This is a genomic window from Flavobacterium sp. N3904, assembly GCF_025947305.1.
Classification (GTDB): domain Bacteria; phylum Bacteroidota; class Bacteroidia; order Flavobacteriales; family Flavobacteriaceae; genus Flavobacterium.
In genome coordinates this window covers 382,467-395,963 of record NZ_CP110009.1, presented here as the reverse complement: position 1 = coordinate 395,963, position 13,497 = coordinate 382,467, and the positions used below count along the sequence as shown (strand labels likewise).

The following is a 13,497-nucleotide window of genomic DNA, read 5'->3' as shown; positions in this document are numbered from 1 at the left end:
ATTATGCAAATCTAAAGGTAGTGCCAGAAAGTTGGCGCTAATCCTTAACGAAAAACCCGAAATTAGAAAAAATAATTATGGAAGAAGAATTAATAGAAAAATCAATTTTTACCGAAATCCCGACAGAAAAAATTTATAAAGAACGAGCTATTTGGGTTGGTACTTTTTTAGGGGGACCTTTAGTTGCGGGTTATTTAATAGCAGAAAACTTTAAAGTTTTTAATGAGAACGAAAAAGCAAAAATAACTTGGATTATTGCAATAGTTACAACAATTGTAATTTTTGGCGGGCTATCTTTTATTCCTGAAAATGTCAAAATACCAAATCAAATAATCCCTATAATTTATACTGCAATAGCATCTTCTCTTGCAAAACGTTTTCAGGAACAAAAAGCGAATGAGCATATTGAAAATGGCGGTCAATATTATAGTTGGTGGAGAATAATTGCTATTGGAATAATTGGATTGTTTATTTCAATATGCACTTTTGTTTGTATCGACCTTTTTGTGTCCCATTAAACCAAAATAAAGGGCTATCCGTCCAACCACCACAACAAATTTCGACATTTGTAATAATGAAAATTCACCATCGTAATAACTACTAAAAATCAATAATTAACTTTAAATACAAAATTATGAAGATTAGAAAATTATTTTATTGCGCGATTATTGGAGTCGCGATAACAGGGTCAATTTTTAGTTGTCAAAAAGCAGATTCTTCAGAATGCGAAAAAATGAAAATTGCTGAAGCAAAGCTCAATGAAAACATAAAAAATTATGAGACAACCTGGGATGCCATTGTCAATCAGGGAAAGATTGAACTTATCGACCAGAAAATGTTTGACAAGAATGTCACTCTAGTGAGCACACCCAAAAACATTGTCGGTATTGAAGCTTTCAAGGATTATTACAAAAACTTTTTGGTTGGTTTTTCTGGAATAAAGTTTACAATTATTGATACTTTCGGGCAAGACGATAGGATTGTAAAACATTGGAGATTTGAAGGCAAACACACAGGCGTTTTCTTTGGAATTCCGGCTACAGGAAAAAACGTAAATATTGAAGGTGTTACTTTGGTAAAAATGAAAAACGGAAAAATAATGCAGGAACAGGATTTTATGGATAATTTGGAATTTATGAATCAATTGGGAATTATTCCCAGACAATAAGGAACCACTGCCAGCTACAAAATAGTTAAGCAATTGACTTAATGAAAACTGGAATATTTACCAAATCCGAAAATTGAGCTTAAATTAAAAACAACCCGAAAAGACAATTAACACTTGAAACAAATGAGAAAAACAGTAGAACTTTTGACCGATACAACAGTATGAAAGAGGCATTTAAATTTCTTAAACACCTAAAAGAAAACAACAATCGGGAATGGTTTGCTAGCCATAAGCTAGAATACGATTTGATTATGAAAGAAAATAAAACTTTTTTCGATCAAATTTATTCCGAACTTCAAAAACACGATAGTTTACAGGGAATCCACATTTTTAGAATTTACAGGGATGTTCGTTTTTCCAAAGATAAATCGCCTTACAAATCGTATTTGGGAGCGGGTTATTCCCGTGCAAAACCAATGCTGAGGGGCGGTTATTATATTCAATTGGAGCCAAACAATAGTTTTGTCGGAGGAGGCTTTTGGGGACCAAGTACTGCAGATTTGCTTCGCATACGTAAAGAATTCGAAATAGACACAACAGCAATCAAAAAGATTACTTCCAACCCTACTTTCGTAAAATATTTCGGAGAACTTAAAGGAGAAGATGGAGTAAAAACGGCTCCCAAGGGCTTCGATAAAAATCACCCAGCAATCAATCTGATAAAGAAAAAGCAATTTGTACTGATGCGAAAATTTACAGACAGCGAAGTTTTGTCTGATGATTTTCAGAAAGAAGTGATGGCAACATTTTTGGCAATGCGACCTTTTTTCGATTATATGAGTGAAGTACTTACTACAGATTTAAATGGAGAGCCGTTATTCTAAAAGCCACCAATCTGCTGCAATAATTGCTTGAAAAATTACATCCAATTGCATTTTTTTTATATAATACCCACTTCATACAGTAAGCCAGATTTAATTTCGCTAAATTAGAGCAATTAAAAAAAACACTAAATATGAACACATCAAAAATTATCGGAATAATACTAATTGTAGTTAGCTTGGCAATTGGTTATATGGGGATCAATAAAATTTCGGGTAGCACAAAAAAGGTAAATTTATTAGGACTGAAAATAGACGCTTCAAATGAATCCGGACAGCAACAAGGCTATATCTATGTAGGAGTTGCAATTGTAATTTTTATCGGCGGAATTTATTCAGCTAAATCCAAAAGTTAGTATACATTGACATTGCTACTATCGCTAACTGTTTGGCAAGATTGGGCTTTAATGGAATTACCGTTTTATTAGTATTTCCATTTACCAGAAAATACTCAGGCCCCTCTAAGACAACATAAAGTTGTCAATATATCCCCTCTGAGCAAAGCCGTGACTTTGCCTTTGCTTTACATTTGCTAAAACATCATATTTTAAATTTATAATTAATGGATATAAAAGCATTTTTATTGAATTGGCTAGAAGTAAGCAACAATTATAATACGGGCAACTATTTGGAGAAATATCTGGAAGATGCGGTTTTGGATGATCCTTCCGTTGGTAAAAAATTTATTGGTCATAAAGGGATTCGAGCCTATTATACGAGTTATTTTATTGGCTATAAAACACAAACAAAATTGGTGAGATTAGATATTCAAGATAATAGCGCTCATATGGAAGTTGAATTTACGGGAGATTTTCCAGAAGGAAAAATTGGAGGGGTATTTGATTTTACTTTTAAGAACCAAAAAATAGCAAATGTAAAAGCAGATCTAAAATAACATGAGCAACACCAACTTTGACGAAATTAGAAGTCGTTCTATCGACAGAACAAGTCCCAAAAATTAAAGCCTTTTGGGGCTTTTTTGCTTTATTTTTGTTTTCTTTTTTTTGTAGATTTGAACAAAAATAAGGCTATGCTACAACTTTCAGAAATCTGGGTTTATCCTGTAAAATCATTAGGCGGAATTTCATTGCAAGAATCCAAAGTTACCGATCGTGGTTTGGAACTGGATCGACGTTGGTTGTTGGTAGATGACGATGGTCGTTTTTTATCCCAGCGGGAACATCCCGAATTGGCGCTTTTTAAGTCTGAGATTGTGGGTGATTTTTTAAAAATTACACACAGAATACTTTTGGAATTTATACAGATACCGCTTCGTTCTGTTTTTTCGGATGGAGTGACTAAAATTGAGGTAACGGTTTGGGATGATACTATTGAGGCGTATGAAGTGAATCAAGTCGTGACAGATTGGTTTTCTAGATTATTGGGATTTTCGGCACGATTGGTATATATGTCAGACGAGAGCGAACGAAAACTGGATCCAGATTATGCGATTACGGGAGCCGAAAACAATTCATTTTCGGATGCGTATCCTTTTCTGATTATTGGCCAATCTTCGTTGGATGATTTGAATGGACGATTGGAAAACAAAGTTCCGATAAATCGCTTTCGTCCGAATTTTGTTTTCACAAATGGTGCGGCTTTTGAAGAGGATACTTGGCGGGAGTTTAGCATTGGAAATGTTCCTTTTGTAGGGGTTAAACCTTGTGATCGCTGCATAATGACGACCGTTGATCAGGAAAAAGGAGTTGTTTCAGGGAAAGACCCTTTGAAGACATTGGCGAAATATAGAAATTTCGGCAATAAAGTATTGTTTGGTCAAAATGTGATTGGACTTGGATTGGGAACGGTTTCGGTTGGTGATGAAATAAGGGTGTTGAGTCATAATAAAAAATAACCGCAAAAAGCGCAAGGTTCACAAAGTTTTGAGTTCCTTGCGTTTTTTCTTTGCGAATTTTGCGGTAAAATTTAAATCAATCTTTTTTATGCTGCTCGGTATGATTTTGATTTTTGAGAATTATGTTGTCTCCAGTATTCATTCCGTTTGACATTCCGATCATGAATGCTGTAATAATCAGCATGATTTTTCTTTTTAACCAATGAGTAGGCTGTTTGGACTTTTTCAAACGTGTTTTGTTATTGTGTTTATACATTTTGTAAATGATAAATGATTTAGACATTTTTTTATCATCGTTATGCATTAAGATGCATAAATGCTTAGAAATAAAATTTTCTAGGCTATGTATAAATTAGAGTAGCGGTTGCTTGATGTTATTATTTTACTCAAAAAAGTGTGCAATTCTTTCGTTTCGCTTATGTTTTGATAAAGTCCAAGCTGTAATTTTAGAAGTATTCGGGTTTGAATACTGTAAACATCTTTAAGCTTTTGATGTGCAAAAAGAATTGGAAATGTAATTCTTTTGGAAGATTTTATCTGATGGAATCGGTATAATTTGTCGGTTTGACCGAATTCATTTCTAGTCTTAACGCATGAAACCTGATAATATTCAGCTGAATTTGACTGAGAAAGTATTGTGCCGTCATTTACCATCAGGCCAAATGCCAGAAGGAGCGAAATGAGATATTTTAAATACTTAGTCAATTTATTGAATTTGAATTTTCAATTTTTTGGTGAAAGATACTCGTTATCGTGATTCACCGAACAAATATAGGGGATAATTCTTTACAATTTATAAAAAGCATATTTTTTAGATTGAGACTTAATAATAACGAAATTATCTAATTTTCGTCTGAATCTGCGTGAAGGATTGAAGTGGAAAGCCCACAGTCTCGTCTTTTTTTGACGAGACGAGGACTTGAAACGGAAAGCCTGACCCGAAGTTTTTACGCAGGGGCACGCCCAAATTATTTAAATGATTGTAATTGTGGGATAAAGGACTGAAAAACTTAACAAACCGTTATAAAATTCAAAATGGTAAAAAGCTTGTTTGGGTTGCAAAAAATTCATAATTTTGCAACCCAATTTTATAATGTAAATTAAAGAAGAAGATGGATATCAAAAGAGTAGCAATAGACGCTGTGAATGAAACGATTGTGATGACAGTTGTTCACATGGATTACAAAGGACAAGTAGCAAAAAGAATAAACGAAAAAATGCCTTTGGCAACTGTAAAAGGTTTTAGAAAAGGAGCTGTGCCTAAAGACCTTGTTGAAAAACAATACGGTAAGGCTATCAAACAAGAAGAAGTTAAGAAAGTTGTTGATTTGGCTTTGGAGCGTTTTGTGCAATCTGAAAGATTGAATCTTTTGGGAACTCCACTTCCTAAAGTGAACGAAAACTTCAACTGGGATGCTGAAGAATTAGTTTTTGAATACGAAATTGGTTTGGTGCCACATTTTGATTTAGATCTTGAAGCTAAAAATGATATCGTAAAATATATAGTTACTGCCGATGACAAATTAATTGACGGTCAAGTAGCGCGTATTCAAAAACAATTTGGAACTCCAATTCCTCAGGATGTTGTTGTAGCCGACTCTGATATTACCGGAACTTTCTCTAATGAGGCTGAAGGAATCAACAATACAACTACAATTGCGTTGTCAATTTTTAAAGATAAAGCGACTGCTGATAAATTCATCGGGAAAAAAGTAGGTGACGTTGTTACTGTAAACACTAAAGGTTTATTTGAAGATGACCACCAATTGATGGATTATTTGAAAGTAGGTCACGATAGCGTACACGGTTTGGCAGTAGATGTTGACTTCACTATCGAAGCGATTAACGGAGCTGAATTGGCTGAGTTGAACCAAGAATTGTTCGACAAACTTTTTGGTGCTGGAAATGTAGCTTCATTGGAAGACTTGAAAGCAAAAATCAAAGAAGATGCTGAATCTCAGTTTGCTCAACAAGCTGACCAAAAATTATTGGCTGATGTTCAAGAATTTTTGATCGAAAATACAAAATTCGATTTGCCATCTGAATTCTTAATCAAATGGTTGCAAACTGTTGGAGAAAAACAATTGACTCCAGAAGAAGCAATCGTAGAATATGCAAGATCTGAAAGAGGATTGCGTTTTCAATTGATTGAAGGAAAAGCAATGGCTACAAGCAATATTCAAATTACTTTTGAAGATTTGAAAGCGTTTACAACAAATGCAATCAAACAACAAATGGCTCAATTTGGACAAACAAATCCTACTGACGAAGAAGTTCAAGGAATTGTGGCAAGAGTATTGTCTAACCAAGAAGAAGTGAAAAGATTATCTGACCAAGTAGTTGCAGCTAAATTACTTGAATTATTCAAAGAAAAAGCGAATCCAGCTACGAAAGAAGTAACTTATGACGAATTTATTGCTGCTTCTTACGGGGAATAATTTATAAAAAATTAAGTATATTTGAGCGTCAAAAGATTTTAGTTTTGACGCTCTTTTGTTTGAAATGGTTAAATAAAAGTAGTTCGAGATAGTTGACATACAAACTCAGTAATTATTATGAGACAGTTTGTCACAAAAAACAAAAAGGTATGACCTTTGCTTTGCCATTAAAACAATATAAAACATTAGAAAATATACCTTATAAACTTATAAACTTATAAACTAATTAAAATGGACTACGGAAAAGAATTCAAAAAATTTGCAATTAAGGGTCAAGGGGTAAACGCAATGTACTATGATAAAATAGTAGCTGCTATGAACCCAACAAATATGACTCCTTATATTATTGAAGAGCGTCAGTTGAATATTTCACAATTGGATGTTTTTTCGAGATTAATGATGGACAGAATTATTTTTCTTGGCACGGGAATTGATGATCAAATTGCAAATATCGTTCAGGCTCAATTGTTATTCTTAGAAAGTGCTGATGCTTCTAAAGACATTCAGATTTATTTAAATTCGCCTGGAGGAAGTGTTTATGCCGGTTTGGGAATTTATGATACGATGCAATACATCAAACCAGATGTAGCTACAATTTGTACCGGAATGGCCGCTTCAATGGGAGCTGTTCTTTTGTGTGCAGGTGCGGCTGGAAAACGTTCGGCTTTGCCTCATTCACGTGTTATGATTCACCAACCATCAGGAGGAGCACAAGGTGTTGCTACCGATATGGAAATCAACTTACGTGAAATGTTGAAATTAAAAGACGAATTATACCAAATTATATCGCAGCATACTGGACAAACTTTTGATAAAGTACATAAAGACAGCGAGCGTGATTATTGGATGATTGCTGATGAAGCCAAAGAATACGGAATGATTGATGAAGTTTTAAGAAGGGTTTAAATTAGTTTAAAGTTTAAGGTTTAAAGTTGTTAGAATTAACTTAAAACCTTAAACTTTAAACTTGAAACATGAAAAATGGCAAAACAAGTATTACAATGTTCTTTCTGCGGAAGGAAAAAACCAGAAACCAATTTGTTGATAGCGGGAATTGATGCTCACATTTGTGATAAATGTATCGAACAAGCACACGGAATTGTTCTGGAAGAATTAAAAACAAACAGAGGCTCTAAGCTAGTTGGTGATTTAATTTTAAAAAAACCAAAAGAAATCAGAGCTTTCCTTGATCAATACGTTATTGGGCAGGAACAAACCAAGAAAGTAATGTCCGTTGCGGTTTATAACCACTACAAACGTTTGATGCAACAGCAATTGGACGATGAGGTAGAGATTGAAAAAAGCAATATCATTATGGTAGGACAAACAGGTACAGGAAAAACATTGGTAGCCAAAACGATTGCCAAAATGTTGGACGTGCCACTTGCGATTGTTGATGCAACAGTACTTACCGAAGCCGGTTATGTGGGAGAAGATGTCGAAAGTATTTTGACGCGTCTTTTGCAGGCTGCCGATTACGATGTAACCAAAGCCGAAAGAGGAATCGTTTTTATTGATGAAATTGATAAAATTGCCCGTAAGAGCGATAATCCTTCCATCACTCGTGATGTTTCTGGAGAAGGTGTTCAACAGGCTTTGTTGAAATTATTGGAAGGAACTGTGGTTAATGTTCCGCCAAAAGGAGGTCGTAAACATCCAGACCAAAAATTTGTTGAGGTAAACACACAAAATATTTTGTTTATTGCCGGTGGTGCTTTTGATGGAGTGGAACGTATAATTTCTAAACGTTTGAACCGTCAGGCAGTAGGTTATTCTACATCTAAAAATGTGGATAATATTGATAAAGATAATTTGTTGCAATACATTATTCCAAAAGACATTAAAGATTTTGGATTAATTCCTGAAATCATTGGACGTTTACCTGTTTTGACACACATGGATCCTTTGGACAGAGAAACGTTGCGTGCGATTTTGACTCAGCCTAAAAATGCTTTAATCAAGCAATATCAAAAATTATTCTTGATGGATGAGGTAGAATTCACAATTACGGATGAAGCTTTGGATTTTGTTGTCGAAAAAGCTTTGGAATACAAATTGGGCGCTCGAGGATTGCGTTCGTTATGCGAAGCAATTTTAACCGATGCGATGTATGAATTACCAAGTTCGGATGATAAAAAGTTGGAAATTGACGTGGAATACGCCAAAGAAACATTGAATAAAAATTTATTGAAACGTTTGGAGATAGCTTCTTAAGTATTAATAATCAAATAGTTGTAAAAACCTGTTCTGTTGTCGGAACAGGTTTTTTTTGTAGTTAAAATTTTAATTTATTTAAGATTATTTGTAATTTTATAAAAACAATTAGACAATGATAACCGTACAAAGCACAATAATTGCCTCATTAAAAGCTGTTTGGGAATGTTGGACAACCCCGGAGCATATAATGAAATGGAACAATGCCTCGGATGATTGGCATACCCCATATGCTGAAAATGATTTGCGGGTAGGCGGAAAATTCAAATCGACTATGGCTTCCAGAGACGGAACAATGAGTTTTGATTTTGAGGGCGAATACACTTTGGTAAAACAAAATGAAGCTATTGAATATGTATTGGCTGACGGAAGAAAGGTCAAAATAAGTTTTGAAGAAACTCCAAATGGAGTAGAAGTAATCGAAAGTTTTGATCCTGAAACAGTAAATCCAGAAGAAATGCAAAGAAGTGGTTGGCAGGCTATTCTTGATAATTTTAAAAAGTACGTAGATAGTTTTTAAACCTAAAAATGGAAAGATGGTAAAACAAATTTGGCTTAATTTGCCCGTGAAGAATGTAGAAAAATCAAAAGCTTTTTTTTCTAAAATTGGTTTTGCTTTTAACAATAAACAGGAAACGGCTTCCTCGGCTTGCATGCTGGTTGGAGAGCATAATTTTGTCGTAATGCTTTTTGAAGAAGGTATGTTTGAAGGTTTTGTCCAAAATAAAGTAACTGATACCCAAAGGAGTTCTGAAATTTTAATTTCAATCGATGCACAAAGCAAACAGGAAGTCGATGAATTTGCTGTAAAAGTTAAGCAAGCTGGTGGTGATCTTTTTGCTGAACCTGCCGAAAATCAAGGATGGATGTATGGTTGCGCTTTTGCAGATTTGGACGGTCATCGCTGGAATGTTTTGTATATGGATTTTAGTAAAATGAATAAATAAAGATGCTAAGTTGCTAAGATGCTGAGTTTCTAAACTTGAATAGAAATGTAAAACCTTTAATTGGTTTTAATGATTTCTTTGAGATTTAAAATAACACACAAAATCTTAGTAGCTAGAAAATCAGAATCTAATAAACTAATAAAAAATAAAATACTATGGCAGCGATTAATCCGTATTTAATTTTTAATGGAAACTGCGAAGAAGCATTTCTATTTTATCAATCCGTTTTTGGGGGTGAATTCCCCTATGTGGGGAAGTTTAATGACATGCCAGCAGATGCAGAAGGAGCAGGAGCTATTTCTGAAGAAGACAAAAATAAAATTATGCACATTTCTTTGCCAATAGGTAAGGATTCTATTTTAATGGGAAGCGATAGTAATGAAGCCAGTGGCGCTGTGACTTTTGGTGCTAACGTGTCAATTTCTATTAATGCCGAAAGCAAACAGGAAGCGGATAAACTCTTTGATGGTCTTTCGGCAGGAGGAAATCCTTTTATGCCAATGAGCCAAACTTTTTGGGGTGCATATTTTGGGATGTTTGTAGATAAATTTGGAATCCATTGGATGGTTAATTTTGACGAAAAGCCAACTAATTAAATCGATAATATATGAAGATACTTAAAATAATAGGTTTAGGGATTATAGGTTTTATAGCGCTATTGTTATTGATTGCACTTTTTATACCTAATGATTATACGGTTTCGGTTTCAACAACAATCAATAAACCACAACAAGTGGTTTTTGATTATGTTAAATTGATAAAAAACCAAGAATACTACAGCATTTGGGTAATGCAAGATCCGAATGTAAAGATGCTCTATCAAGGCGTTGACGGAACGGTTGGCTTTAAAGCGACTTGGGACAGTAAAGACGATAATGTAGGAGCAGGTTCTCAGCAAATCACGGCTATTTCTGAAGACAGGATCGATGTCGATTTGCATTTTGAACGACCAATGAAAGGTGATAATAAAGTAAGTACTTTATTAGGGTCAGTATCGGAAAATCAAACTAAAGTGACTTCCGAATTTTATGGACATTCTCCTTATCCAATGAATCTTATAATTTTTATAGGAGAAAAAATTATAAAAGATGCCGAAACTCAAAACTTGGCCAATTTAAAAAAGATACTCGAAAAATAGTATTTTTATAAAAGTATAAGCTATTCAAAAAAAGATTCTTTGAATGGCTTTTTTGTGTTTTTATAGAGTATAAAATCAGGAAATTTTATCGGTATTAATTTTTGTGGTCACTTCAACGCAACGTTTTCCGCCACTTCCGCCGCATACATGATTGGAGGAACTGCATGAGGTAATTGCTATAGCAGTTAAAAGGAGGAGCGTTCTTTTCATCAGTTAAAGTATTTGTTTTAATTAAATATAAAGAATTAGTTCAAAATTTTTATTTTATATCGCTGAAAATTAATAAAATAGATTGATTAATAAGGCATTTGTTTGAAATTTTAATAAATTAAAGGAAAAACAAAAGAATTAATTTACATCTTTTTCAATTGTTCGAGATAATCTCTCTTGTTCGATAGTCTAGGAATTTTATGTTGGCCTCCTAATTTGTTATTTTGTTTGAGCCAGTCATAAAATAATTTTTCTCTAGCAACGTTTATTACTAAAGGATTAAGAGTCATGTTGTTATATCGCTTGGCTTCGTAATCTGAATTTAGATTTTGCAAAGTGTCGTCTAATGCTTTTTGGAATTCGACAATGTCTTTTGGTTTTTTCTTAAACTCAATCATCCATTCATGGCCTCCTTTTTCTTTGTCTTTCATAAATACGGGAGCGACAGTATAATCAACCACTTCGGTTTGGGTGATTTGACAAGCTTTGGCAATAGCCTGATCTGTATTTTCGACCATCAATTCTTCGCCAAAAACATTAATGTGGTGTTTGGTGCGCCCCGTTACTCGTATTCGATAAGGATTTAAGGAAGTGAATCGCACGGTGTCGCCAATTAGATAACGCCATAAGCCACCATTTGTGGTAATAACCATCGCATAATTCTTGAATAATTGAACATCTGATAGACGAACAGCTTTTTGATCGGGTGTGCCAAAGGTATCCATAGGAATGAATTCATAAAAAATTCCATAATCCAGCATTAGCAACAAATCACTCGAATTGTTTAAATCCTGAATGGCAAAAAAACCTTCAGAAGCATTGTAAATTTCGTAATATTTGAATTGATTTTTAGGTAATATTTTGTGGTATTGCTCTCTATAGGGATCAAAACTTACGCCACCGTGAAAATATACTTCCAGATTTGGCCAAACTTCCATAAGGTTTGTTTTTCCAGTTTCTTCCAATACTTTATTCATCAGAACCAACATCCACGAAGGAACTCCTGCAAAACTGGTTACATTTTCATTTACGGTTTCTTTAATAATTGCTGCTATTTTGGTTTCCCATTCGCTCATTAAAGATATTTTGCTGCTTGGGGTACTGCTGAATTCAGCCCAAATAGGCATATTCTCTATTAAAATGGCCGATAAATCTCCAAAAAAAGTATTGTTGTTTTCGTAAATCTGTGAACTTCCTCCCAAACGTAAACTTTTGCCCAAAAACATGTCAGAATCCTCGTTATTGTTTAGATACAAACACAATAAATCTTTACTTCCTTTGTAATGGCAATCTTCAAGAGCTTCGTTGCTCACTGGGATGAATTTGCTTTTGGCATTGGTAGTCCCGCTGGATTTGGCAAACCATTTTATCGGAGTTTCCCAAAGTACATTTTGTTCTCCTTTTCGAGTTCGTTCAATTAAGGGTTCCAGATCTTCGTACGTAGAAATAGGAACTCTTTCGGTAAAAGTTTGGTATGATTTTATGGAATTATAATCGTATTGCTTACCAATAACCGTTTCTTCAGAAGAACGAATCAGGTTCATTAATAACTCTTCTTGAACTTCATTGGGATATTTTAGAAAAAGTTCAATCTGGTGAATTCTTTGTTTTAAAACCCATGAGGCAAATGAATTGATTATTGATAACGGCATGGAGATTTCTGATTTTAGATTTCTGATTTGAAAATAGATTTACAAACGCTAACTTTGCAATAATACCAAAAATAGTGTTTTTTTATAAAAAACAATTCTATTTGTATCAAATATTCTAACACAAATGCATAGTCTTGCCAACTGCAATCTAAAATCCGCAATCTAAAATGACATACCAAGGAGTACTTTCTAAAATGCAAACTGAATTCGGTAATCCTATTCAATATTATTTGGTTTTTGAGAATAGTTTTCTCAATGTAAATCAGTTATTGAACAAAGAATTGGAAATTAATTTCGAGGGATATCAATGCTTAAATTGTGGGAAAAAGAAAAAAATATTTCGACAAGGATTTTGTTATGATTGTTTCTATTCGAGCGCCGCAGTTGGGGATTGGATTATGAAACCCGAGTTGAGTACCGCACATCTTGGCATTCAAGATCGTGATTTGGCTTATGAAGAATCGGTGCAACTACAACCCCATATTGTCTATTTGGCGTTGTCCAGTGAGGTCAAAGTAGGAGTAACTCGCAAAAGTCAAGTGCCTACACGATGGATTGATCAAGGCGCAAGTCAGGCAATTTCTATTGTAGAAGTACCCAATCGTTATTTGGCAGGAATTACCGAGGTTGCTCTCAAAGGCCATTATACCGATAAAACCAATTGGCGCAAAATGCTTCAGAATGATATAGTTCATGTCGACTTAATTGCCGAAAGATTAAAATTGGAAAAACTAATACCAACCGAGGTACAAGAGTTTTTTCATTTGGAGAAAAATGATCTATACGAAATGCATTTCCCAGTTTTGCAATATCCCAAAAAGGTAAACAGTTTGAGTTTGGACAAAACACCAAGTTACAAAGGAAAACTGACTGGAATTAAAGGGCAATACCTTATTTTTGAAGACGGTACGGTTTTCAACATCAGAAGCTTCGAAGGCTATGTGGTTCGTTTGGAAGTTTAAAACAGCAATTTACCGGAACATCAACATCGTCGATTTGATAAAGTTTGTCTGGGCGTGACCCAGTTGAGCAAAGGGGCAAACTTATCCTACCG

The 13,497-nt window shown here is 34.3% G+C and carries 18 protein-coding genes; 14 read left to right on the top strand and 4 right to left on the bottom strand.

Annotated features, from left to right (window positions below):
* Window positions 1-77 precede the first annotated feature (77 nt).
* The 6 genes from OLM57_RS01805 (at window position 78) to OLM57_RS01780 (ending at window position 3,844) form a co-directional block, all read left to right on the top strand.
* On the top strand, window positions 78-518 hold the full coding sequence (locus OLM57_RS01805) for a hypothetical protein (RefSeq protein ID WP_264565530.1): 441 nt from the start codon (window positions 78-80) through the stop codon (window positions 516-518).
* A 116-nt stretch (window positions 519-634) separates the two neighbouring features.
* Window positions 635-1,168 (top strand): ester cyclase, encoded by a 534-nt coding sequence (locus tag OLM57_RS01800; protein ID WP_264565529.1) that lies wholly within the window; start codon window positions 635-637, stop codon window positions 1,166-1,168.
* Window positions 1,169-1,329: 161 nt separating this feature from the next.
* A complete protein-coding gene (locus OLM57_RS01795) occupies window positions 1,330-1,992 on the top strand; it encodes a DUF2461 domain-containing protein (protein ID WP_264565528.1) in 663 nt (220 codons plus the stop codon).
* A gap of 131 nt (window positions 1,993-2,123) precedes the next feature.
* A complete protein-coding gene (locus OLM57_RS01790) occupies window positions 2,124-2,345 on the top strand; it encodes a hypothetical protein (protein ID WP_264565527.1) in 222 nt (73 codons plus the stop codon).
* Window positions 2,346-2,551: 206 nt separating this feature from the next.
* The gene (locus tag OLM57_RS01785) at window positions 2,552-2,884 is read left to right on the top strand and encodes a nuclear transport factor 2 family protein (RefSeq protein ID WP_264565526.1); all 333 of its coding nucleotides are present in this window, start codon (window positions 2,552-2,554) and stop codon (window positions 2,882-2,884) included.
* A 135-nt stretch (window positions 2,885-3,019) separates the two neighbouring features.
* Window positions 3,020-3,844, top strand: a complete 825-nt coding sequence (locus OLM57_RS01780; protein WP_264565525.1) for an MOSC domain-containing protein — start codon at window positions 3,020-3,022, stop codon at window positions 3,842-3,844.
* 76 nt (window positions 3,845-3,920) lie between these two features.
* Here the strand turns inward: OLM57_RS01780 and OLM57_RS01775 are convergent, their stop codons facing one another.
* Together OLM57_RS01775 and OLM57_RS01770 are read right to left on the bottom strand one after the other, a co-directional pair.
* Entirely contained in the window at window positions 3,921-4,127 is a 207-nt protein-coding gene (locus tag OLM57_RS01775) for a hypothetical protein (protein ID WP_413614335.1), read from the bottom strand.
* A gap of 53 nt (window positions 4,128-4,180) precedes the next feature.
* Window positions 4,181-4,549, bottom strand: a complete 369-nt coding sequence (locus OLM57_RS01770; RefSeq protein WP_264565524.1) for a hypothetical protein — start codon at window positions 4,547-4,549, stop codon at window positions 4,181-4,183.
* Window positions 4,550-4,956: 407 nt separating this feature from the next.
* Between OLM57_RS01770 and OLM57_RS01765 the strand changes: the two genes are divergently transcribed.
* The 7 genes from OLM57_RS01765 (at window position 4,957) to OLM57_RS01735 (ending at window position 10,581) form a co-directional block, all read left to right on the top strand.
* The gene (locus OLM57_RS01765) at window positions 4,957-6,282 is read left to right on the top strand and encodes a trigger factor (protein ID WP_264565523.1); all 1,326 of its coding nucleotides are present in this window, start codon (window positions 4,957-4,959) and stop codon (window positions 6,280-6,282) included.
* 231 nt (window positions 6,283-6,513) lie between these two features.
* Window positions 6,514-7,188, top strand: coding sequence for an ATP-dependent Clp endopeptidase proteolytic subunit ClpP (gene clpP / locus OLM57_RS01760; protein ID WP_264565522.1), 675 nt, complete (start codon window positions 6,514-6,516; stop codon window positions 7,186-7,188).
* Window positions 7,189-7,263: 75 nt separating this feature from the next.
* On the top strand, window positions 7,264-8,496 hold the full coding sequence (gene clpX / locus OLM57_RS01755; RefSeq protein WP_264565521.1) for an ATP-dependent Clp protease ATP-binding subunit ClpX: 1,233 nt from the start codon (window positions 7,264-7,266) through the stop codon (window positions 8,494-8,496).
* Window positions 8,497-8,611: 115 nt separating this feature from the next.
* Window positions 8,612-9,016, top strand: a complete 405-nt coding sequence (locus tag OLM57_RS01750) for an SRPBCC family protein (protein ID WP_264565520.1) — start codon at window positions 8,612-8,614, stop codon at window positions 9,014-9,016.
* Between the two features lie 16 nt (window positions 9,017-9,032).
* The gene (locus OLM57_RS01745) at window positions 9,033-9,443 is read left to right on the top strand and encodes a VOC family protein (RefSeq protein WP_264565519.1); all 411 of its coding nucleotides are present in this window, start codon (window positions 9,033-9,035) and stop codon (window positions 9,441-9,443) included.
* Between the two features lie 155 nt (window positions 9,444-9,598).
* Window positions 9,599-10,039 carry a VOC family protein gene (locus OLM57_RS01740; protein ID WP_264565518.1) on the top strand — a complete coding sequence of 147 codons (441 nt, stop codon included), beginning with the start codon at window positions 9,599-9,601 and terminating at the stop codon, window positions 10,037-10,039.
* Window positions 10,040-10,050: 11 nt separating this feature from the next.
* Window positions 10,051-10,581, top strand: coding sequence for an SRPBCC family protein (locus OLM57_RS01735; RefSeq protein ID WP_264565517.1), 531 nt, complete (start codon window positions 10,051-10,053; stop codon window positions 10,579-10,581).
* Between the two features lie 75 nt (window positions 10,582-10,656).
* On the opposite strand, the gene OLM57_RS01730 is transcribed toward OLM57_RS01735, so the two are convergent.
* The gene (locus OLM57_RS01730; RefSeq protein ID WP_264565516.1) at window positions 10,657-10,791 is read right to left on the bottom strand and encodes a hypothetical protein; all 135 of its coding nucleotides are present in this window, start codon (window positions 10,789-10,791) and stop codon (window positions 10,657-10,659) included.
* Between the two features lie 143 nt (window positions 10,792-10,934).
* Entirely contained in the window at window positions 10,935-12,443 is a 1,509-nt protein-coding gene (locus tag OLM57_RS01725; protein ID WP_264565515.1) for a GH3 auxin-responsive promoter family protein, read from the bottom strand.
* A 167-nt stretch (window positions 12,444-12,610) separates the two neighbouring features.
* Between OLM57_RS01725 and OLM57_RS01720 the strand changes: the two genes are divergently transcribed.
* Window positions 12,611-13,405 (top strand): DUF2797 domain-containing protein, encoded by a 795-nt coding sequence (locus tag OLM57_RS01720; RefSeq protein ID WP_264565514.1) that lies wholly within the window; start codon window positions 12,611-12,613, stop codon window positions 13,403-13,405.
* Window positions 13,406-13,497: the final 92 nt, after the last annotated feature.

Coding starts and splice junctions, on each gene's coding strand:
- OLM57_RS01795 (WP_264565528.1), top strand. CDS start 1,330: ATGAAAGAGGCATTTAAATTTCTTAAACACCTAAAAGAAAACAACAAT.
- OLM57_RS01785 (WP_264565526.1), top strand. CDS start 2,552: ATGGATATAAAAGCATTTTTATTGAATTGGCTAGAAGTAAGCAACAAT.
- clpX (WP_264565521.1), top strand. CDS start 7,264: ATGGCAAAACAAGTATTACAATGTTCTTTCTGCGGAAGGAAAAAACCA.
- OLM57_RS01805 (WP_264565530.1), top strand. CDS start 78: ATGGAAGAAGAATTAATAGAAAAATCAATTTTTACCGAAATCCCGACA.
- OLM57_RS01730 (WP_264565516.1), bottom strand. CDS start 10,791: ATGAAAAGAACGCTCCTCCTTTTAACTGCTATAGCAATTACCTCATGC.
- OLM57_RS01725 (WP_264565515.1), bottom strand. CDS start 12,443: ATGCCGTTATCAATAATCAATTCATTTGCCTCATGGGTTTTAAAACAA.
- OLM57_RS01765 (WP_264565523.1), top strand. CDS start 4,957: ATGGATATCAAAAGAGTAGCAATAGACGCTGTGAATGAAACGATTGTG.
- OLM57_RS01780 (WP_264565525.1), top strand. CDS start 3,020: ATGCTACAACTTTCAGAAATCTGGGTTTATCCTGTAAAATCATTAGGC.
- OLM57_RS01720 (WP_264565514.1), top strand. CDS start 12,611: ATGACATACCAAGGAGTACTTTCTAAAATGCAAACTGAATTCGGTAAT.
- OLM57_RS01800 (WP_264565529.1), top strand. CDS start 635: ATGAAGATTAGAAAATTATTTTATTGCGCGATTATTGGAGTCGCGATA.
- OLM57_RS01745 (WP_264565519.1), top strand. CDS start 9,033: ATGGTAAAACAAATTTGGCTTAATTTGCCCGTGAAGAATGTAGAAAAA.
- OLM57_RS01790 (WP_264565527.1), top strand. CDS start 2,124: ATGAACACATCAAAAATTATCGGAATAATACTAATTGTAGTTAGCTTG.
- OLM57_RS01740 (WP_264565518.1), top strand. CDS start 9,599: ATGGCAGCGATTAATCCGTATTTAATTTTTAATGGAAACTGCGAAGAA.
- OLM57_RS01735 (WP_264565517.1), top strand. CDS start 10,051: ATGAAGATACTTAAAATAATAGGTTTAGGGATTATAGGTTTTATAGCG.
- OLM57_RS01750 (WP_264565520.1), top strand. CDS start 8,612: ATGATAACCGTACAAAGCACAATAATTGCCTCATTAAAAGCTGTTTGG.
- clpP (WP_264565522.1), top strand. CDS start 6,514: ATGGACTACGGAAAAGAATTCAAAAAATTTGCAATTAAGGGTCAAGGG.
- OLM57_RS01775 (WP_413614335.1), bottom strand. CDS start 4,127: ATGTCTAAATCATTTATCATTTACAAAATGTATAAACACAATAACAAA.